Source organism: Rhizobacter sp. SG703, assembly GCF_012275445.1.
Lineage (GTDB): Bacteria > Pseudomonadota > Gammaproteobacteria > Burkholderiales > Burkholderiaceae_C > Rhizobacter.
This window is the reverse complement of the sequence record NZ_JAAZQK010000007.1, coordinates 178,397-198,266: the sequence shown is the minus strand read 5'-3', so window position 1 is coordinate 198,266 and position 19,870 is coordinate 178,397. Positions and strand designations below refer to the sequence as shown.

Annotated in this window: 13 protein-coding genes; 6 read left to right on the top strand and 7 right to left on the bottom strand. The window is 68.9% G+C overall.

Annotated elements, in window-relative coordinates; translation table 11 throughout:
* Positions 1–105: 105 nt before the first annotated feature.
* A complete protein-coding gene (locus FHT26_RS16470; protein ID WP_168561204.1) occupies positions 106–492 on the top strand; it encodes a RidA family protein in 387 nt (128 codons plus the stop codon).
* Positions 493–547: 55 nt separating this feature from the next.
* Here the strand turns inward: FHT26_RS16470 and FHT26_RS16465 are convergent, their stop codons facing one another.
* The 3 genes from FHT26_RS16465 to gntR form a co-directional block, all read right to left on the bottom strand.
* Complete coding sequence (locus FHT26_RS16465) at positions 548–2,710, bottom strand: peptidase domain-containing ABC transporter (protein ID WP_168561203.1); 2,163 nt, start codon at positions 2,708–2,710, stop codon at positions 548–550.
* Entirely contained in the window at positions 2,707–3,981 is a 1,275-nt protein-coding gene (locus tag FHT26_RS16460; protein WP_168561202.1) for a beta-barrel domain-containing protein, read from the bottom strand. The genes FHT26_RS16465 and FHT26_RS16460 overlap by 4 nt, the downstream gene beginning before the upstream one ends.
* Positions 3,982–4,046: 65 nt before the next feature.
* Complete coding sequence (gene gntR, locus FHT26_RS16455; protein ID WP_168561201.1) at positions 4,047–5,093, bottom strand: HTH-type transcriptional regulator GntR; 1,047 nt, start codon at positions 5,091–5,093, stop codon at positions 4,047–4,049.
* 192 nt (positions 5,094–5,285) lie between these two features.
* Between gntR and FHT26_RS16450 the strand changes: the two genes are divergently transcribed.
* From FHT26_RS16450 to FHT26_RS16435, 4 genes are all read left to right on the top strand, one after another.
* Entirely contained in the window at positions 5,286–5,792 is a 507-nt protein-coding gene (locus FHT26_RS16450) for a gluconokinase (RefSeq protein ID WP_246867931.1), read from the top strand.
* The gene (locus FHT26_RS16445) at positions 5,789–6,319 is read left to right on the top strand and encodes a TRAP transporter small permease (RefSeq protein ID WP_168561200.1); all 531 of its coding nucleotides are present in this window, start codon (positions 5,789–5,791) and stop codon (positions 6,317–6,319) included. Before FHT26_RS16450 ends, FHT26_RS16445 begins: the two co-directional genes overlap by 4 nt.
* Positions 6,319–7,611 carry a TRAP transporter large permease gene (locus tag FHT26_RS16440; protein WP_168561199.1) on the top strand — a complete coding sequence of 431 codons (1,293 nt, stop codon included), beginning with the start codon at positions 6,319–6,321 and terminating at the stop codon, positions 7,609–7,611. Before FHT26_RS16445 ends, FHT26_RS16440 begins: the two co-directional genes overlap by 1 nt.
* Before the next feature lie 65 nt (positions 7,612–7,676).
* The gene (locus FHT26_RS16435; RefSeq protein WP_168561198.1) at positions 7,677–8,690 is read left to right on the top strand and encodes a TRAP transporter substrate-binding protein; all 1,014 of its coding nucleotides are present in this window, start codon (positions 7,677–7,679) and stop codon (positions 8,688–8,690) included.
* A 332-nt stretch (positions 8,691–9,022) separates the two neighbouring features.
* Here FHT26_RS16435 and FHT26_RS16430 read toward each other — a convergent pair whose 3' ends face one another.
* From FHT26_RS16430 to FHT26_RS16415, 4 genes are all read right to left on the bottom strand, one after another.
* Positions 9,023–10,222, bottom strand: a complete 1,200-nt coding sequence (locus FHT26_RS16430) for a metallophosphoesterase (RefSeq protein WP_168561197.1) — start codon at positions 10,220–10,222, stop codon at positions 9,023–9,025.
* Positions 10,223–10,235: 13 nt separating this feature from the next.
* Positions 10,236–11,936: a right-handed parallel beta-helix repeat-containing protein gene (locus FHT26_RS16425; RefSeq protein ID WP_168561196.1), complete on the bottom strand. Its 1,701-nt coding sequence runs from the start codon at positions 11,934–11,936 to the stop codon at positions 10,236–10,238.
* 121 nt (positions 11,937–12,057) lie between these two features.
* Positions 12,058–15,045, bottom strand: a complete 2,988-nt coding sequence (locus FHT26_RS16420; protein WP_168561195.1) for an InlB B-repeat-containing protein — start codon at positions 15,043–15,045, stop codon at positions 12,058–12,060.
* Positions 15,046–15,151: 106 nt separating this feature from the next.
* On the bottom strand, positions 15,152–17,908 hold the full coding sequence (locus tag FHT26_RS16415; protein WP_168561194.1) for an InlB B-repeat-containing protein: 2,757 nt from the start codon (positions 17,906–17,908) through the stop codon (positions 15,152–15,154).
* A gap of 677 nt (positions 17,909–18,585) precedes the next feature.
* On the opposite strand from FHT26_RS16415, the gene FHT26_RS16410 reads away from it, so the two are divergent.
* Entirely contained in the window at positions 18,586–19,866 is a 1,281-nt protein-coding gene (locus tag FHT26_RS16410) for a nucleotide sugar dehydrogenase (RefSeq protein WP_168561193.1), read from the top strand.
* The last annotated feature ends 4 nt before the right edge of the window (positions 19,867–19,870 follow it).

Below are 19,870 nucleotides of genomic sequence, written 5' to 3'. Positions count from 1 at the left end.
GTGCCAAATAATCGGGGTTTACCCGCCGTGCAACGCTGTTGACTGAAAGATGCTTTCACATCTATGGTGCGCAGCTGCACCGTTTCCACCCTGAAGGAGCCTTCCATGCCCCTCGAATACCTTGGCGCCCCGCCGGTTGCTTCCGACCGCCAGGCGCGGCCTTTCTCGCCGGCGGTGCGCGCCGGCGACTTCATCTACGTGTCGGGGCAGGTCCCGGCGGATGCGAACGGCGAGATCGTCGCCGGCGGCATCGAGGCGCAGACGCGCCAGGTGATGGAGAACCTGAAAGCGGTGCTGGCGCTGGCCGGCGCGACCTTCGACGACGTCTGCAAGAGCACCTGCTGGCTGCAGGACGCGCGCGACTTCGGCGCGTTCAACCGCATCTACATGAGCTACTTCCCGAACGGGAAACCGGCGCGATCGACGACCGAGGCGCGGCTGATGGTGGATGCGAAGGTCGAGATCGACGTGATCGCGTTCAAGCCCGCCTGACTGGCCCCCAGTCGCTTCCAGGATCCCGACCAGGCGGCAGATCGTCGCGCGGCATTCACGCAGTTGCCACCGTCTTGCGCTCCTGCGCCGCCACCCGCCCCCGTTCGATCACCACCACCCGGTCCGCCATCGCGATCGTGTCCGGCCGGTGCGCCACCACCACCCGCGTCAGCTGCATCGCCGCCACCGCGTGGTTCACCGTCTGCTCGTTGCGCAGGTCGAGGTGGCTGGTGGCTTCGTCGAGCACCAGGATGCGCGGCTCGCGGTACAGCGCGCGCGCCAGCAGCACGCGCTGCTTCTGCCCGCCCGAGATGCCGACGCCGACGTCGCCGACCAGCGTGTGGTAGCCCATCGGCATCGCCTCGATCTCGCCGTCGATCGCCGCGAGCTTCGCGCAGGCCTCGATGCGCGCCATGTCGGGCTCGGCATCGAAGAAGCTGATGTTGTCGGCCAGCGAGCCGGAGAACAGCCGGTCCTCCTGCATCACGGTGCCGATCAGCGCGCGGTAGTTCGCCAGGCCCAGGTGCAGGATCGGCGTGCCGTCGAACAGCACCTCGCCTTGCGTCGGCGCCAGCAGCCCGAGCATCACCTTCACCAGTGTCGTCTTGCCGCAGCCCGATGCGCCGGTCAGCGCCAGGCATTCGCCGGCCTCCACCGTCAGGTCGATGTTGTCGAGCACCCACGGCTCGGTGCTGGCGTAGCGGTACGACACGCCGCGCAGCTCGATGCGCGCCGGCCGGCGCGACAGGTCGACCTCGACCGCGCTCGGGCCGGCGATGCCTTCGGCCGCCTCGGCCTCGGCGAGCACGATGTCGGCCACGCGCTCGCCGTGCAGCCGCAGCATCGCCAGTTCCGACAGCTTGTCGATCGCCGACGCGACGCGCGTCGAGAACAGCTCCTTGTAGGCCATGTACGCGAACAGCATGCCGACCGTGAAGCTGCCGGCGAGCACCGAGCGCGCCGCGAGCCACACCACCAGCACCCGCTCCAGCCCGAACAGCAGCGTCTGCGCCGTCTCGTTGCCGATGTGCACCCGCTGCACCCGCAGCCCGGCGTTGAACTGGTCGGCCAGCATGTTCATCCAGCCGGCGCGGCGCAGGTTGCCGCGGCCGAACAGCCGCACGCTCTGGATGCCGCTGGCGGTCTCGAGGAAGTGCGTCTGCTGGCGAGCGGCATGGATGATCTCCTCGGCGCTGGCCGCGCGCAGCGCGCGGAACACCGACCAGCGCAGCCCGGCGTACAGCGCGGTGGCGGCCAGCGACACCGCCATCAGCTGCAGGCTGTAGGCGGCCATCATCGCGGCGGTGCCGAGCACCATCAGCGTGTCGACCAGCGCGGTCACCACGCCGGTCGTCAGCGTCTTCTGGATCACCGTGATGGAGCCGAAGCACGAGATGATGTGGCCGACGTGCCGCTTCTCGAAGAACTCCAGCGGCAGCTTCACCAGGTGGCCGAACACGTTGCCCAGCCATTGGAAGTTCAGCCGCGCGCTCAGCGTCGCGACCCACCAGCCGCGCACCGCGCCGAGTCCGGTCTGCAGCAGCACCAGCAGGCTGAAGCCGATCGCGAGGATCGCGAGCAGGTCGAGGTCGGCCGCCAGCAGCGCGTGGTCGACCACCCACTGCAGGTAGAACGGCAGCGCGATCACGACGACCTCGAGCGCGACCGCCAGCGCGAGGATCTGCCCGAGGCTCGCGCCCAGCCCGGTGATGCGGCCCATCAGCCCGCGCAGCGTGAAGTCGAGCTTCTCGCGCCGCGGCTCGAAGCCGGCCGACGGCGTCAGCTCCATCGCGATGCCGGTGAAGTGCGGCGCGAATTCTTCCGGGGTGAACGAGCGCACGCCGATCGCCGGGTCGTGGATCACGATGCGCCGCGCCGACACCGACTTCAGCACGACGAAGTGGTTCATGTCCCAGTGGAGTACGCAAGGCAGCGCGAGTTGGGGCAGGTGCTCCATGTCGAGCTTCAGCGGCCGGTTGTCGAGCCCGAGCGCGGCGGCGATGCGCACCATGCTCTCGAAGTTCGTGCCCTTGCGCGACAGTGCGAAGCGCAGCCGCAGCGTCGGCAGGTCGGTGTCGATGCCGTGGTAGACGGCGATCATCGCGATGCTGGCCAGCCCGCATTCGGTGGCCTCGGTCTGCACGATCACCGGCAGGTGGCGCGCGAGGCCGAGCCGGCGCGTCACGCCGGGCGGCACCGGGTCGTGTTCAAGGCTCATCGGGCCGCCACCTGCAGGCCGGCCAGCGGCTCCAGCACCCATTCGACCAGCGTGCGCTTCTCGGCCACCAGGCTCGCCTGCACGCGCATGCCGGCCTTCAGCGCGTCGCGCCACGCGAGCGCGGCGGCGTCGGTCGCGTCGATCACGACGCGCACGCGGTAGACGCCGCTGGCGGCAGCGGCGCCCGCCGCGCTGCTGCCGGCAGCGGTGTCGTCGGCGGGCGCCATCGCCACCGCGCTCTGCGAGACCTCGCGCACATGCGCCGGCAACTGCCCGAAGCGCGCATACGGGAACGCATCGACGCGCAGCTTCACCGGCGTGCCGGGCCGCACGAAGCCGGCGGCGCGCGTCGGCACCTCGAGCTCGGCCTCCAGCGCGCTGCCGCTGCCGCCGGGAAGCAGCGTCGCGAGCAACTGGCCGGCCGCGACCGACTGGCCGGGGCTGGCCAGCACGGTGGCGACGCGGCCGGCCTGCGGCGCGAGCACCGCGGTTTCGCGGCGGGCTTCGTTCTCGGCCTGCTGCTGCGACAAGGCCTGCGCCTCGCGGCGCAGCTGCGAGCCTTCGCGCCCGGCCTGCAGCGGCACCGCCTGGCGCTGCGCGCGGGCGCTTGCCAGGTCCTGCTGCAGCGCGAGGCGCTGCCGCTCCAGCGTGGCCAGCCGCGAGCGCTGGTCCAGCACCTCGGCATTCTTCTCGGCCACCTCGACCGGCGACACCGCGCCCGAGCGCACCAGTTCCGGGTAGCGGGCGGCGATGTCCTGCATCACCGCGACGCGCTCGCGCTGCAGCGCGAGTTCGCGCTCGTGCTGCTGCAGTGTCGCGGCGAGGTTGCCGATGCGGTCATCGAGCGCGGCGGCCTGCTGGCGTGCCTGCTCGGCCTGCTGCTTCAGCTCGTCGCGCAGCGCGAGCTGGCGGCTGCTCAGCGATTCGGCGACCGCCGCCTGCGTCGGCCCCCGGGCGCTGGACTGCTCGGCCGACAGCCGCAGCACCGGCGCGCCGGCGGCCACCTGCTGCCCCTGCGCGGCGCCGCCCGGCAGCACCACGCCGGCCTGCGGCGCGACCAGCCGCAGCACGCCGCCGCTCGGCAGCAGCACGCCGGTGACGGTCTCCTGGCGCGCGAAGCCCTGCGTCGCGGCGAACGCCAGCAGCGCCAGCACCAGCAGCACGAAGAAGGCCGTCCACGCAGCCTGCTGCGGGCTGCGCGTCAGCACGATGGCACCGTGGAACTTCTGGCGCTGGTGGTCGATGGCCTGGCGGCGGAACAGGTCGGGCACGACGGAGGGGGGGAGGGTTGCGGGCCGGGAGGATTTCCGGACGCGCAAGCGTACCTCACCGGTCCTCAGGTGCTGTCGCGCACCACCAGCTGATAACCCGCATCCACCGCCGGTTGCGCGACGCTTTCGCCGCGCATCAGCGCGAGCAGCATGCGGGCGGCCGCCGCGCCGACCTCGCCGCGCGGCGTGCGCACGGTGGTCAGCGCCGGCAGCATCTGGTCGCTGCCGGTCAGGTCGTTGAAGCCGGCGATCGCGATGCGCTGCGGCACCGCGACGCCCAGCCGCAGCGCCGCCAGCAGCGCGCCCTGCGCCAGGTCGTCGTTGCAGAAGAAGATCGCGTCGACCGGCCGCTTCAGCTCGAGGATCTGCTCCAGCATCTGCCCGCCGAGCGCCAGCGACGACGGTGCCGGATTCAGCCATTCGAGCGTCGCATCGTAGGCGCCGGCCAGCTTCAGCTCGCGCCGCCAGCCTTCGCGCCGCTGCATCGTGCGCGGGTCGAGCTGGGCGGCGGCGAACGCGATGCGGCGGCGCCCGCGCGCCAGCAGGTGGCGCGTCAGCGTGGCGGCCGCGTCGGCCTGCGAGAAGCCGACGCTGTAGACGCCCGGCACTTCGGACAGCTCCATCAGGTGCACGCAGGGCACGCCGCTCTGCGCGATCAGCGTGCGCGTGGCCTCGCTGCGGTCGAGCCCGGTCACCATCAGGCCGGCCGGGCGGTGCTGCAGCTGCTCGCGCAGCAGCTGTTCTTCTTCGCCGATGTCGTAGTGCGTGACGCCGATCAGGCTCTGGTAGCCGGCGGCGCGCAGCGTGCCCTGCACCTCTTCGAGCAGGTCGACGAACAGCGCGTTCGACAGCATCGGGATCAGCACCGCGACGTGCGCGCTGTGCCGCGATGCGAGCGCGCGCGCTGCCGGGTCGGGCACGTAGCCCAGCCGTTGCGCGGCGCTCTTGACCCGCGCGACCAGGTCCGGGTGCACCGCGCGCTCGCCGCGCAGCGCGCGCGACACCGTGATCGGGCTCACCTCGGCCAGCCGCGCCACGTCGGCCAGCGTCACGCGGCCGGTGGCGCGCGGGCGGGCAGGGGCGGGGCTCGGCAGGGCGGCGACATTCGACATGGCAGGCAGATCAGGGAAAGTCCGCATCGGAGACCGATGCCATTTTCACTAGGATAGCGCTGTCCTGCAACAGCAATGATGCAGTGATTCCCCTGATATCCCTGCCTGATCGGTAGAGGACAGCGCTGTCTGGGTCGCTTTCGCGCCCGACCGCCCAGGCCTGTGTTTTCCAGCTTCTTCGTACGGCGGCAGATGATCGGTTCGGTGGTGATGATGGGTGTGGCCGGGTGCGGCAAATCGACGGTGGGTGCGGCGGTGGCGCAGGCCGAGCGACGGCCGCTGGTCGAAGGCGACGATCACCACAGCGCGGCCAGCCGCGACAAGATGAGCCGCGGCATCCCGCTGACCGATGCCGACCGCGTCGGCTGGCTGGCGACGCTGGCCGGCGAGCTGGCGGCGCAGCCGCAGGGCATCGTGCTGACCTGTTCGGCCTTGCGCCGCGCCTACCGCGAGCAGCTGCGCGCGGCCGCGCCGGGGCTGCGCTTCGTGTTCCTCGAGCTGACGCGCGAGCAGGCGCTGGCGCGCGTCACCGCGCGGGCGTCGTCGCACTTCTTCTCGGCCACGCTGGTCGACAGCCAGTTCGAGACGCTCGAATCGCCGGTCGGCGAGCCGCGGGTGCTGCGCGTCGACGCGACCGCGCCGCTGTCCGAACTGCAGACCCGCATCTCGGCCTGGCTGCTGGCCACGGAGACCCCATGACGACGACTTCTTCTCCCGGTTCATCACCCGAGCCGCAAGCGCGGCGGCACCCGCTGCTGCGCGTCGCCAACCTCGCGATGGCCGGTTGCCTCGGCGTGATGGCGGTGGCGGTGTTCATCAACGTGGTGCTGCGCTACGGCTTCGGCAGCGGCGTCGCGGCCAGCGAGGAGCTGTCGCGGCTGCTGTTCGTCTGGATGGTGTTCATCGGCGCGACCGCGGCCTATCCGCTCGGCGAGCACATGGCCTTCACCAGCCTGCTGGGCGCGCTGCAGCGCAAGCCGCTCGCGCTGCGGCTGCTCACCGTGCTGATCCGTGCGCTGGTGGTGCTGGCCAGCGTGCTGCTGGCCTGGGGCGCCTGGCAGCAGGTGGTGGTCGGCATGGGCAGCAGCTCGGTGGTGCTTGGCTACCCGGCCGCGCTGCTGCCGCTGCCGGCCTTCCTGTGCGCCGCCGCGATCGGCGTGATGGCCCTGGTCGAGCTGGTGCGCAACCGGCCGATCGTGCTCGGCCACGGCGCGGAGGTCGAGTGATGTCGCCCGAAGGTCTTGCATTCGTCGTGTTCTCGGCCGGCATGCTGCTGCTGATGGGCATCGGCATGAACATGGCGCTCGCGCTGGTGCTGACCGGCGCCGGCATGGCCTGGGTGCTCGGTTTCTGGGACACCCAGCTGCTGGCGCAGAACCTGGTGGCCGGCATCGACAGCTTCCCGCTGCTGGCGGTGCCCTTCTTCATCCTGGCCGGCGAGCTGATGAATTCCGGCGGCATCAGCCGCCGCATCATCGACATGGCGCAGGCCTGGGTCGGCCACATCCGCGGCGGGCTCGGCTACGTGGCGATCGGTGCCGCGGTGCTGATGGCCAGCATGAGCGGCTCGGCGCTGGCCGACACCGCCGCGCTCGCGACCATCCTGCTGCCGATGATGCGGCAGCGGGGCTACCCGATGGCGACCTCGGCCGGGCTGATCGCGTCGGGCGGCATCATTGCGCCGATCATCCCGCCGTCGATGCCGTTCGTGATCTACGGCGTGACGACCAACACCTCGATCTCGGCGCTGTTCATTTCCGGCATCGTGCCGGGGCTGCTGATGGGCATCGGCCTGGTCCTCGCGTGGCGCTGGGTGCTGCGCCGCATCGAGCTGCCGCGCGGCACGCCGCTGCCGATGCGCGAGCGGCTGAAGGCGACGGCGCGCGCGTTCTGGGCGATGCTGATGCCGGTCATCATCATCGGCGGCATGAAGAGCGGCGTGTTCACGCCGACCGAGGCTGCGGTGGTCGCCGCGTTCTATGCGCTGGTGGTGGCCTTGTTCGTGCACCGCGAGATGCGCATCGCCGAGGTGGTCGGCGTGCTGGAGCGCGCGGCCAAGACCACTGCGATCGTGATGTTCCTGTGTGCCGGCGCGCAGGTCGCGAGCTACATGATCACGCTGGCCGACCTGCCGAGCGTGCTGACCGGCTGGCTGGGCCCGCTGGTCGAGAGCCCGCGGCTGCTGATGGCGGTGATGATGATCGTGCTGGTGCTGATCGGCACCGCGCTCGACCTGACGCCGACGATCCTGATCTTCGGTCCGGTGATGCTGCCGATCGCGGTGAAGGCCGGCATCGACCCGGTCTACTTCGGGCTGATGTTCATCCTGAACGGCGCGATCGGGCTGATCACGCCGCCGGTGGGCACGGTGCTGAACGTGGTGGCCGGCGTCGGCCGGCTGTCGATGAGCAGCGTGATCAAGGGCGTCAACCCGTTCCTGCTGGTCTACGTGCTGCTGCTCGCGCTGTTCGTCGTGTTCCCGCAGATCGTGACCGCGCCGGTGCACTGGATGCGCTGACGCCGCGTGCCGATGGATTTCCCTTCCCCTTCCGCTTTTCCTTCCATTTCCTCCAGGAGACAACGATGAACATGATTCGCCGTACGTTCGTGTCCGCCGCCGCGGTCGCGATGCTGGCCGCGCCGCTGGCCGGTTTCGCGCAGGACATCAAGCCGCGCCTGATCCGTTTCGGCTACGGCCTGAACGAGCAGAGCAACCAGGGCCGCGCGGCGAAGTTCTTCGCCGAACAGGTCGAGAAGGCCTCGGGCGGCAAGATGAAGGTGCGCGCGATCGGCGCTGCCGCGCTCGGCCCGGACGTGCAGATGCAGCAGGCGCTGATCGGCGGTGCGCAGGAGATGATGGTCGGCTCGACCGCGACGCTGGTCGGCATCACGAAGGAGATGGCGCTGTGGGACACGCCGTTCCTGTTCAACAACGCGAAGGAAGCCGACGCGGTGCTCGACGGCCCGATCGGCCAGAAGGTGATCGCCAAGCTGCAGGAGAAGGGCCTGGTCGGCCTCGTGTACTGGGAGAACGGCTTCCGCAACCTGACCAACAGCAAGCGGCCGGTGACGAAGCTGGAAGACCTGAACGGCATCAAGCTGCGCGTGATGCAGAACAACGTCTACCTCGACAGCTTCAAGACGCTGGGCGCGAACGCGGTGCCGCTGCCGTTCTCGGAGCTGTTCAGTGCGCTGGAGACGAACACGGTCGACGGCCAGGAAAATCCGTACAACACCATCCTGTCGAGCAAGTTCTTCGAGGTGCAGAAGTACCTCAGCATCACCAACCACGTCTACAGCCCGTGGATCGTGCTGGTCAGCAAGAAGTGGTGGGACGGGTTGTCGAAGGACGAGCAGAAGGTGCTGGCCGATGCCGCGAAGGCGAGCCGCGACTTCGAGCGCAAGGACACGCGTGACGAAGCGGGCAAGGCGCTGGCCGACCTGAAGGCCAAGGGCATGCAGATCAACGAGCTGTCTCCGGTCGAGGCCGGCCGCATGCGCGACAAGCTGACGCGCGTGAATGCGGGCATCGGGGCTGGCATCGGGATGGAGCTCTGGCAGGAGACCCAGGCTGAGCTGGCGCGGCTGCGGAAGTAAGTCGTTCTCTTGCTTCGCGCATGGGGAGCTGGGGGCTCCTCTCCGGTCATGTCCCCCGTCCCTTGATTGCCTGTCGGCAATCAAGGGCCTCCTCCTTTACTTCCCTCCGAGGAGCCCCCAGCTCCTCACGCGACACCGCGCACTTCCCTCAAAAGGGCAGAGCGCGCATTGTCTTTTCCGGCGAAGTGGGGGAGCGGTGCCGCCGCGAGGAGGCGAGGTGCCCCTCGGAGGGAAGTAAAGGAGGAGCGGAAGGCCTGCCGCGAGGCAGGCGTTTCGCGGGGGACATGACCGGAGAGGGGCGCCTCGCCTCCTCGCGGCACAGCAAAAGAACGTCAGCGCGTGAACGAGTCGACCGTCGAACCATCCGCGCCGATGGCCTTGACGGTGATGGTGGAGTCCTTCACGTCGAGCCGGAGGTAGTGGTAAGCCGCAGTGGCCTTGGCATTCAACGAACCGATCGCACGGAACCCGGCCAGTTCGGAGCCGCCACCGCCGGTGATCACGTACACCGTGCCCTTCGCGTCGTCGCGCAGGCCGGCCGGCGTCGCGCTGTCGGCATAGACCGGCACCGAGCGCTCGTAGACGTGGTTGTGGCCCGAGATCACCATCTTGACCTTGTACTTGCTGAACTCCTGCAGCAGCGTGTTCCACGACGCGTTCGGCGCGTGCCCGTCGGAGTAGGTCACCAGCGGCGCATGCGTCAGCACGATGGTGTTCTTGATCGCCGGGTTGGCCGCCGCCTTCGCCAGGTCCCAGCGCAGCCAGTCGAGCTGGTGCTTGTAGTAGTAGGCGTCGTAGTTGCCCTCGTTCGCCACCGTGCAGTTGTTCGAACACTCCATCAGGTTGTAGTAGTCCGAATTCAGGTGCATCACCGTGAAGTGCGTGTTCTTGTAGTCGAACGAGTAGTACATGAACTCGGCATACACACCCTTGGTCTTCGCGCAGGCCGATGCATAGAAGGCGCTGTCGGTCAGGTGCTGCACGTCGGTGCGCGTCCAGTCCTGGAAGTAGGCCTTGGCCTGCGTGTGGTTCGGCACCAGCTTCTGCACCGTCGCCTGGCTGAACACGTCGCAGAAGCCGTTGCCGAACTTGTCGGGGTACCAGCCGTCGCCGAAGTTGTCGTCGTGGTTGCCGACCACCGGGAAGTAGTACACCGGCAAGCCCGCCGCCGGCGCCTTGTCCTGCAGCGGTGCGATGATTTCCTTGAAGCTGCCCTTCGATGCGTCGGCAGTGCAATCGCCGCGCTGCACCCAGTTGGTCGACTTGTCGTAGCCGGTGATCATGTCGCCGGTGTTGAAGACGAAGGCGGTGTTGGCCTCGGCCGCCATCTTGCCGACCAGCTTGATGTGCGTCGCATTGCCGTCGCAGCCACCGCCGGCCCGGCTGTCGCCATAGGCCAGGAAGCTGAACGAGGTGCCGTCGCCAGGCACCGGCGCGCCGGGCGCGGCTTCGGCCGGATCGCCGCCCCCGCCGCCGCTGCAGGCCGCTACCGCCGCAAGGACCGCCAGCGTGACGTGGAAGAAGCGATGCATCACCGTGCTCCGATCAGTATTCATACGCGCCGACGTCGATCGTGCCATTCAGCGGGCGCAGCGTGGCGAGGAAATCGCGCGCCACCAGCGCGGTCGGCACCCCGGTGTCGATCGCCGGGCTGGTGGACTTCAGCGTCAGCGGCGTGCCGCCGGTGGTCGTCGCGAACTGCGGGTCGAGCACGCGGCTCGCGTCGGTCAGCCCGGTCACGCTGCCGTACAGCGTCGACCACTGCCCGGCCGGCACCAGCGCGTCGCCGATCGCGAAGGTCGGCACGCCGTTCGGGGTCCAGTAGATGTTGCCGCTGATGCGCAGCGTCTTGACGTCGGTCATCGCATCGGCGGTGACCTTGATCACCGGCCGGTTGCCCGAGCCGTAGACGATGTTGTTGACGATCTCGATGTTGGTGCCGGCCTGCCCGACTTCCGATTCGTTCGACACGAAGATCGAGCCCTGGCTGGCGGTCGCGGTGTTGTAGCAGCTGTTGTTGTAGATGCGCACGTTCGACGACGACGAGGTCGCGACGCAGGCCCAGGTGGCGTTGATCACCACGTTGTTGCGCACGATGCCGTCGTAGCTCTCGTAGCGGCCGTCGGCCAGCCGGTCCGAATCGGTCTCCTGGCCCAGCATGATCGCGTGGCCGTTGTCGGCCCGGCCGATGTTGACCAGCAGGTTGTTCTCGAAGATCGTGCTGCGCGCGTTGCCCTTCGCGTACATGCCGAAATCGGGCACGTCGTGCACGTAGTTGCCGGCCACCCGGGTGTTGTTCGCGCCGACGATGTCGATGCCCTGCGCATTGCTGCCCGGCGTCACCGTGCCGGTGCTCTGGAAGATCTCGTTGTCCAGCACCTCCACGTCGTTGGCGGTGCGCACCAGCTTGACGACGTCGGCGACGCTGCAGCACAGCTTGTTGCCCTGCAGGCGCACCTTCGCGGTGTCGATCTTGATCACGTTGCCGTCGTCGCCGCCGGTCGTGCTGCCGCGAACTTCCAGGCCCTGCACCGTCCACCAGCTCGCGAAGCAATCGACGTTGCCGCTGCCGGTGCCGATGGTGCCTTCGTCGCAGGCGTCGTTGTAGAAGTAGATCGTCGGGCCGCTGCCGCTGCGCTGCAGCACCGGGCGCGCCGGCAGGTCGGCGGTGTAGCCGCGCAGCGTGATGCGGGCGGTCGACGTGCCGGCCGTGCGGATCACGACTGCCTCGGTGTAGGTGCCGGCCCGCAGCTCGATGGTGTCGCCGGCGGTCGCGACGCCGACGGCCTTCGTGATGGTCTTGAACGGCGCGGCCAGCGTGCCGGCCGCGCTGTCGCTGCCGGTGGCGCTGACGAACCAGCTCTTGCCGCTGGAGCTGCCGCCCGGCGTGAAGCTCGCGCTCACCATGGCCGCCGCGTTCATCGTCACGGTGCAGCCCCCGGTGCCGCTGCAGGCGCCGCCCCAGCCGCTGAACACGTAGCCGGTGCCCGGCACCGCATTCAGCACGAAGCTCGTGCCCTGCGTCAGCGCGACGCTGCAGTCGTTGCTGCAGCCCAGGCCGGCAACCGTGGAGTTGATGCTGCCGGAGCCATCGATGTGCGCCTGCAGCGTGACCTGCGGCCCGGTGGGCTCGCCGCCGGTGCCGCCGTCGCCGGATCCGCCACCGCTGCCCCCGCTGCACCCGGCCAGGCCGATGACGACGACGGCGGCGAGCGCCGCGAACTGCTGGATTCTGCTGATGACCACGGCGACCTCGGAAAAACGACGGCGCCCGGGCGGTGCCCGGGCGAATCGCGATTGTCCGACAAGGCCGCGGCCCTGCGCCGGCCTACCCCCTCACTCAGGGTGGCCGCCCGCATCCTTCAGGTTATCGAGAAAAGGAATCCAGCACGGTGCCGTCCTTGCCGATCGTCTTGACCGTGACGGTGCTGCCGTTCACGTCCAGCTTCATGTAGTGGTAGGCCGCGGTTGCCTTCGCATTCAGCGGCCCCAGCGTCTTGAAGCCGGCCAGTGCCGAGCCGCCACCGCCGGTCACGACGTAGACGGTGCCCTTGGCATCGTCGCGCACGCCGTTCGGGTTCGCATCGTCGGCATACACCGGCACCGAGCGCTCGTAGACGTGGCTGTGGCCCGAGATCACCATCTTCACCTTGTACTTGCTGAACTCCTTGACCAGCGTCGGCCACGAGGCCACCGGCGCATGGCCGTCGGAGTACGAGATCACCGGCGCATGCATCAGCACGACGGTGTTCTGGATGGCGGTGTTGGCCACCGCCTTCGCCAGGTCGTAGCGCAGCCAGTCGAGCTGGTGCTTGTAGTAGTACGCGTCGTAGTTGCCTTCGTTGGCGGCGGTGCAGTTGCTCGAGCACTCCATCAGGTCGAAGTAGTCGGAGTTGATCCGCAGCACGACGAAGTGGGTGTTCTTGTAGTCGAACGAGTAGTACATGAAGTCGGGGTACACGCCGTTGCGCGTGGTCGCGCAGGCAGCGGTGTAGAACTCGGCATCGCTGTAGTGCTTGACGCTGGAGGTGGTCCAGTCCTTGAAGTACGCCTTCGCCTGCGTGTGGTTCGGCACCAGCTGCTTCGGGTCGAACACGCTGCAGAAGCCGTCGCCGAACTTGTCGGGGTACCAGCCGTCGCCGAAGTTGTCGTCGTGGTTGCCGACCACCGGGTAGTAGAAGACCGGCAGGCCCGCGGCCGGCGTCTTGGTCTGCAGCGGCGCGATGATCTCCTTGAAGCTGCCCTTCGACGCGTCGCTCGGGCAATCGCCGCGCTGCACCCAGTTGGTCGACTTGTCGTAGCCGGTGATCATGTCGCCGAGGTTGAACACGAACGACGCCGGCTCGGCCACCATGCGGCCCACCAGCGCGATGTGCGCGGTGTTGCCGTCGCAGCCGTTGCCCGAGCGGCTGTCGCCATAGGCCATGAAGCTGAATGCGCCGCCCGCGACCGGCGCCGCGCCGGTCGTGAAACTCCACGACTTCGCGGCGGCCATCGCATTGCCGGCCAGGTCCTTCACCGCGGTCGTCACCTGCGCGGTGTAGCTGGTCGCATACGCCAGGCTCGCGGCCGGCGTGAAGATCGCGGTCGAGCCGCTGCACGAGACGGTGCCGCTGACGCCGCTGATGCCGAGGCTCGTGCTGGTCACGGTGCTGCAGTTGACGGCTTCGGAGAAGCTCACCGACACCGTGGTCGCGATGCCGATCGACGTGCCGCCGCTGGCCGGCGTGGTGCTCGACACCGTCGGCGGCGTGCTGTCGGCCGGCGCGGTCGATGCGAAGCTGGCGGTGACCGACGCCGCCTGCGACATCGTCACCGTGCAGGCGCCGGTGCCGGTGCAGGCGCCGCTCCAGCCGCTGAAGCTGGCGCTGGTGCCGGGCGCGGCATTCAGCGTCACGACGGTGCCCGACGTGAAGTTCTGCGTGCACGACGCGCCGCAGTTCAGCCCGGCCGGCGACGCGATCGCCACGGTGCCGCTGCCGGTGCCGCCGGTCGCGACCGTCAGCGTGTACTTCGGCTTTTCGGTGAAGCTCGCGCTGACGGCCTGGTTCGCGCCCATCGTCAGGCTGCAGGTCGCGACCTTGCTGCTGGCGCAGGCGCCGCCCCACGATGCGAACTGGAAGCCGTCGGCCGGCGTCGCGGTCAGCGTGGTCGCGGTGCCGGTCTCCAGGTTCACCGCGCAGGTGGCGCCGCAGTCCAGCCCGCCGCTCGACGACTTGATGCTGCCCGAGCCGGTCTTGGTGGCCGTCAGCGTGTAGGTGATGGCCTGGAACCCGGCATTGACCGAGGTCGCGCTCGACAGCGTGACGTTGCAGGTGGTGTCGGTGCCGGTGCAGCCGGAGGTCCAGCCGGTGAAGCGCTGCTTCGCGGCGGCCTGGGCCGTCAGCTTGACCTGGGTTCCCATCGGCAGCGATTCGCTGCAGTCGCCCGGGCAGTTGATGCCCGATGGCGCCGACAGCACGCTGCCGCTGCCGTTGACCTTGACGTTGATCGCCGCCATGCCGGCGGGCGTCGGCGTGAAGGTGGCCGTGACGCTCTGCGCATTGCCCATCGTCACGGTGCAGCTGCCGCTGCCGGTGCAGCCCGCGCCGCTCCAGCCGTTGAACGTGAAGCCGCTGTTCGGCGTCGCGGTCAGCGTGACGGCGCTGCCCTGCGGGAAGCTCTTGCTGCAGGCGGTGCCGCAGCTGATGCCGGCCGGCGACGAGCTGACGCTGCCCGAGCCGCTGAGGATCACGTTGAGCGCGAAGCTGGCGGTCGGCACCGCGGTGAAGGTGGCCGTCACCGAACGGGCGCTGCTCATCTGCACCTGGCAGCTGCTGCCGGTGCAGGCGAGGCCGCTGCCGCTCCAGCCGCTGAAGGCATGGCCGGTCGCCGGCGTCGCGGTCAGCGTGACGGCGGTGTTGGCGGCGTAGTTGCCGATGCAGTCGCTGGCGGTGGCGCAGGTCAGGCCGCCGACGTCGGCAGCGATGCTGCCGCTGCCGGCGATCGTCAGCGCGAGGTTGAAGCGGGTCGCGGCCTGTTGGCTGAAGGTGGCGGTCACCGCCTTCGAGGTCTCGACGGTCACCGCGCAGTCGCCGGCGCCCTTGCAATCGAGTGCGCTGCCGCTCCAGCCGACGAAGTCGTAGCCGGCTGCCGGCTCGGCGCTCAGCGTCACCGACGCGCCGCTCGCGAAGGTCTTGGCGCAGACGCTGCCGCAGTCGATGCCGCCCGGGCTCGACTGCACCTGGCCCTGGCCGACCCGGCTCACGGTGAGCGTGGCCTGGTCGGTCGAGGCGGGGGCGTCGTCCTCGCCCTTGCCGCAGGCCGCGAGGGTCAGTGCGGCAACGAGAACAGCCAACAGGCGAAAGTGCTTCATGGGGACATCCAAAATCAAGAAAGCCCAGCAGACGCCGCGGAACCGGCTTTGCCGGGCCGCTGTCGGCGCCCCCTTGGGGGGAGGCGCCGAAGGCGCTTCGGGGGGGTCAATATTCGTAGGCGCCGACGTCGATCGTGCCGCTCAACGGGCGCGCCGCGCCGAGGTAGTCGGTCGTGATCAGCGACGTGACGACGCCGGTGTTGATCGCCGGGCTGCCCGTCGAGAGCGTCAGCGGCTTGCTGGTCGCGCCGGTCACGGTGGTGCTGGCGTACTTCGGGTCGACGATGCGGCTGGTGTCGGTGCGGCCGGTCGCGCTCTTGTACTGCGCGGCCCAGGCCGAGGCCGCGACGCTGTTGTCCTTCAGCACGAAGGTCGGCGCGCCGCCGTTCACCCAGTAGATGTTGCCGTCGATGCGCAGCGTCGAGAAATCGGCCATCGCGTCGCCGTTCACCTTGATCACCGGCCGACCCGCCGAGCCGTAGATGATGTTGTTGACGATCTCGATGTTGACGCCCTTGGTGCGGATCTCGGATTCGTTCGACACGAAGATCGAGCCCTGGCCGGTGGTCGCGGTGTTGTAGCAGCTGTTGTTGTAGATGCGCACGTTCGACGACGACGAGGTCGCGACGCAGGCCCAGGTGGCGTTCACCACCACGTTGTTGCGCACGATGCCGTCGTAGCTCTCGTAGTCGCCGTCGACCAGGCGGTCGGTGTCGGTTTCCTGGCCGAGCATGATCGCGTGGCCGTTGTCGCTGCGGCCGATGTTGTAGAGCAGGTTGTTCTCGAAGATCACGTTGCGGGCATTGCCCTTCGCGTACATGCCGAAGTCCGGCACGTCGTGCACATAGTTGCCGGCGACGCGCGGGTTGTTCGCGCCGACGATGTCGACGCCCTGCGCGTTGGTGCCCGGCGTCACCAGCGAGGTGTTCTGGTAGATCTCGTTGTCCAGCACCTCGGTGTCGTTGGCGGTGCGCACCAGCTTGACGATGTCGGCGACGCTGCAGCACAGCGTGTTGCCCTGGATGCGGACCTTCGCGGTGTCGATCTTGATCACGTTGCCGTCGTCGCCGCCGCTGGTGCTGCCGCGCACCTCCAGGCCCTGGATCGTCCACCAGCTGGCGAAGCAGTCGGTGTTGCCGGTGCCGGTGCCGATGGTGTCTTCGTCGCAGGCACTGTTGTAGAAGTAGATCGTCGGACCGGCGCCGGTGCGCTGCAGCACCGGGCGCTCGCCGTTGTAGCCGCGCATCGTGATGCGCGCGGTCGACGTGCCGGCGGTGCGGATCACGACGGCTTCGGTGTAGGTGCCGGCGCGCACCTCGATGGTGTCGCCGGCCGTCGCGACGCCGACCGCCTTGGTCAGCGTCTTGAACGGTGCGGCCAGCGTGCCGGCCGCGCTGTCGCTGCCGGTGGTCGCGACGAACCAGCTCTTGCCGCTGGTGTTGCCGCCCCCGCCGCCGGTGCTGGTCGCGGTGAAGGTGGCGCTGACCGACTTCGCGGCGCTCATCGTGACCGCGCAGGTGCTGCTGCTGCCGGAGCAGGCACCGCCCCAGGCGGTGAAGCTGTAGCCGGTGGCCGGCGTGGCGGTCAGCGTGACGGCGGTGCCGGCGTTGAAGCTCGCGCTGCAGCTGCTGCCGCAGGCGATGTTGCCGCCGCTCGACGCGACCGTGCCGCTGCCGGTCTTGGTCACGGCCAGCGCGTAGGTGTTCAGCGCGAACGCGGCGCCGGCCTGCGTCGCGGCGCTGACCTTCACGGTGCAGGTGCCGCCGGTGCCGGTCACGGTGCCGGTGGCCGCGCAGGCGCCGGTCCAGCCGCTGAAGGTCGACGTGGCGCCGCTGGTCGCGGTCAGCGTCACGCTGGTGCCGGACACCACGGTGCTGCCGCAGGTGGTCGGGCAGTTGATGCCGGCCGGGTTCGACACCAGCGTGCCGGCGCCGGTGCCGGTCACGGTGGTGGTCAGTGCAAAGCTGCTGGCCGGGATCGCGGTGAAGGTGGCGGCCACCGTGCGCGCGGCCGACATCGTCACCACGCAGGTGTTGGTGCCCGAGCAGCCGGCGCCGCTCCAGCCGCCGAACGAATAGCCGCTGGCCGGCGTGGCGCTCAGCGTGACGACGGTGTTCTGGCCGTAGCTGTGCGCGCAGGTGCTGCCGCACGAGATGCCGGCCGGCGACGAGCCGACCGTGCCCGAGCCGGTCACCGTGACGCCGAGCGAATACGTCGGCACGGCCACCGCGGTGAAGCTCACGCTGACGCTGCGCGCTGCGCTCATCGTGACCTGGCAGGTGCTGCCGCTGCAGCTGACGCCGCTGCCGCTCCACGCGCCGACGTTGTAGCCGGAGGCCGGCGTCGCCGTCAGCGTGACGACGGTGCCGGCGGCGTAGGTGCCGCTGCAATCGGTGGCGGTGCTGCACGAGAACGGCGCGGTGTTCGCGGCCACCGTGCCGGAACCGGCGATCGTCACGCCGAGCGCGTACTCGGGCGCATCGACCGCGCTGAAGGTCGCGACCAGCGACTTCGACTGGTCGAGCATCACGCTGCAATCGGCCGTGCCGCTGCAATCGACGCCGGCGCCGCTCCATCCGACGAAGGTGCTGCCCTGCGAGGCCGCAGCGTGCAGCGAAACCTCGGTGTTCTTGCTGTAGGTGCCGGAGCAGTCGGTGCCGCAGTCGATGCCGTTCGGCGTCGACGCGACCGTGCCCTGGCCGACGCGGTTGATGGACAGCACCGACATCTGCGCTGGCGGCGCGGGGCTGTTGTCGCCGTCTTCGCCCTTCGATCCGCCACAGGCCGCGAGGACGGCGCCGAGCACGAACAAGGTCAGATACTTCGAGACACAAGAGAGGGCGGAGATCGGGGTCGGGGACATCGCACGGTTCCAGCTGAGACCTCGATCCGACACGGACCGAGGACCGACCGGATTGTGTTGGCACCCACTCACCAACCTGTGTCCAGATGTGGGATAGACACGTTACAGGGAGCTGTGGCGGGTTTCCGACGGTCGAGGGCGGGCGTGGGCGCCCGCTCGCATCGATTCGTGGCGCAGCGCACACGGTGCATCCATCGGATGTCCGAATGCCTGACATCGCGGGCTTCGAGTGTCGGTCGCCTGCAACGCTGGCCGGCTGGCATCCGACTGTCGGACGCCCGCGGCCACCCCCTCGGTCGCGGGGGCGCTGTTACAAAAACAATCGGAAAAGTCTGCCGGTGGGAAGCGTCCGTTTGGCAGAACTTGCAGCAGTACGCACGGGGTGCACACCCGCGCGAGGCGCTGGAGATAACCCGCGCGGCCGTTCGCACGCCCCGTGGTCCGACCCCACAACTCAGGGATTGGCGCTGCCAGGGGGTTCTCGGATCATCCGGTCCATTCAAAAGGGGAGCATCAGCGAGGTCCGGAATTGATATCGGTATTCAGGGCGGGTTGGCAGTAAACACGTCACTTACGATTCGTCCCTCATCCGGTCCGGTGCTCTCTTCCATGGCAACGCTGGGCTTTCTCAATACACCGCGGCGAGATTCGCGGCACCACTTTCCAAACAAAGAATCATGACCACCGTTGCTATCGTCGGCCTGGGGTATGTCGGATTGCCGCTGGCAGTTGAATTCGGCAAGAAATACAAGACCATCGGATTTGATTTGTCGGCCGCGAAAATCGCCGCCTACCGCGAACACATCGATCCGACCGGCGAAGTCAGCACCGAGGCGCTGAAGGCCGCGAGCCAGCTCCACCCGACCACCGACGCCAGCGCGCTGAAAGACGCCGACTTCATCGTCGTCGCGGTGCCGACGCCGGTGGACGAAGCCCACAACCCCGACCTGTCGCCGTTGGTGGGGTCCAGCACCTCGGTGGGCCGCAACCTGAAGCGCGGCGCGACCATCGTCTTCGAATCCACCGTGTACCCCGGCGCGACCGAAGAGGTCTGCATCCCGATCATCGAGCGCGAATCCGGCCTCAAGTGGAAGCAGGATTTCTTCGTCGGCTATTCCCCCGAGCGCATCAACCCGGGCGACAAGCAGCACACGCTGACGACCATCACCAAGGTGGTGTCGGGCGACACGCCGGACACGCTGAAACTGGTGGCCGAGATGTATGGCAGCGTCATCACCGCCGGCGTCTACAAGGCCACCAGCATCAAGGTGGCCGAGGCCGCCAAGGTGATCGAGAACACCCAGCGCGACCTGAACATCGCGCTCGTCAACGAGCTCTCGCTGATCTTCCACCGCATCGGCATCGACACGCTCGAGGTGCTCGAGGCCGCCGGCACGAAGTGGAACTTCCTGCCGTTCCGCCCGGGCCTGGTCGGCGGGCACTGCATCGGCGTCGACCCGTACTACCTGACGCACAAGGCCGAGCGCCTGGGCTACCACCCGCAGGTCATCCTGGCCGGGCGCCGCATCAACGACGGCATGGCCAAGTACGTCGCCGAGCAGACCATCAAGAACCTGATCCAGGCCGGCTTCCAGGTGAAGGGCGCCGACGTGATCGTGCTGGGCCTGACCTTCAAGGAAGACTGCCCGGACCTGCGCAACTCGAAGGTGATCGACGTGGTGCGCGAGCTCGAGAGCTACGGCGTCACGGTGCACGTGCACGACCCGGTGGCCGCGGCCGGCGAGGCGAAGCACGAGTACGGCGTCGACCTGGTCGGCTGGGACGCTCTGCCGAAGGCGCAGGCCGTGGTGGCCGCCGTCGCGCACAAGGCGCTGAAGGCCCGCCCGATCGACGACTTCGTCGCGAAGCTGGTGCCGGGCGGCCTGTATGTCGACGTGAAGAGCCAGGCCGATGCGAAGGCGCTGAAGGCGCGCGGCCTGAACGTCTGGCGCCTGTGAGCTC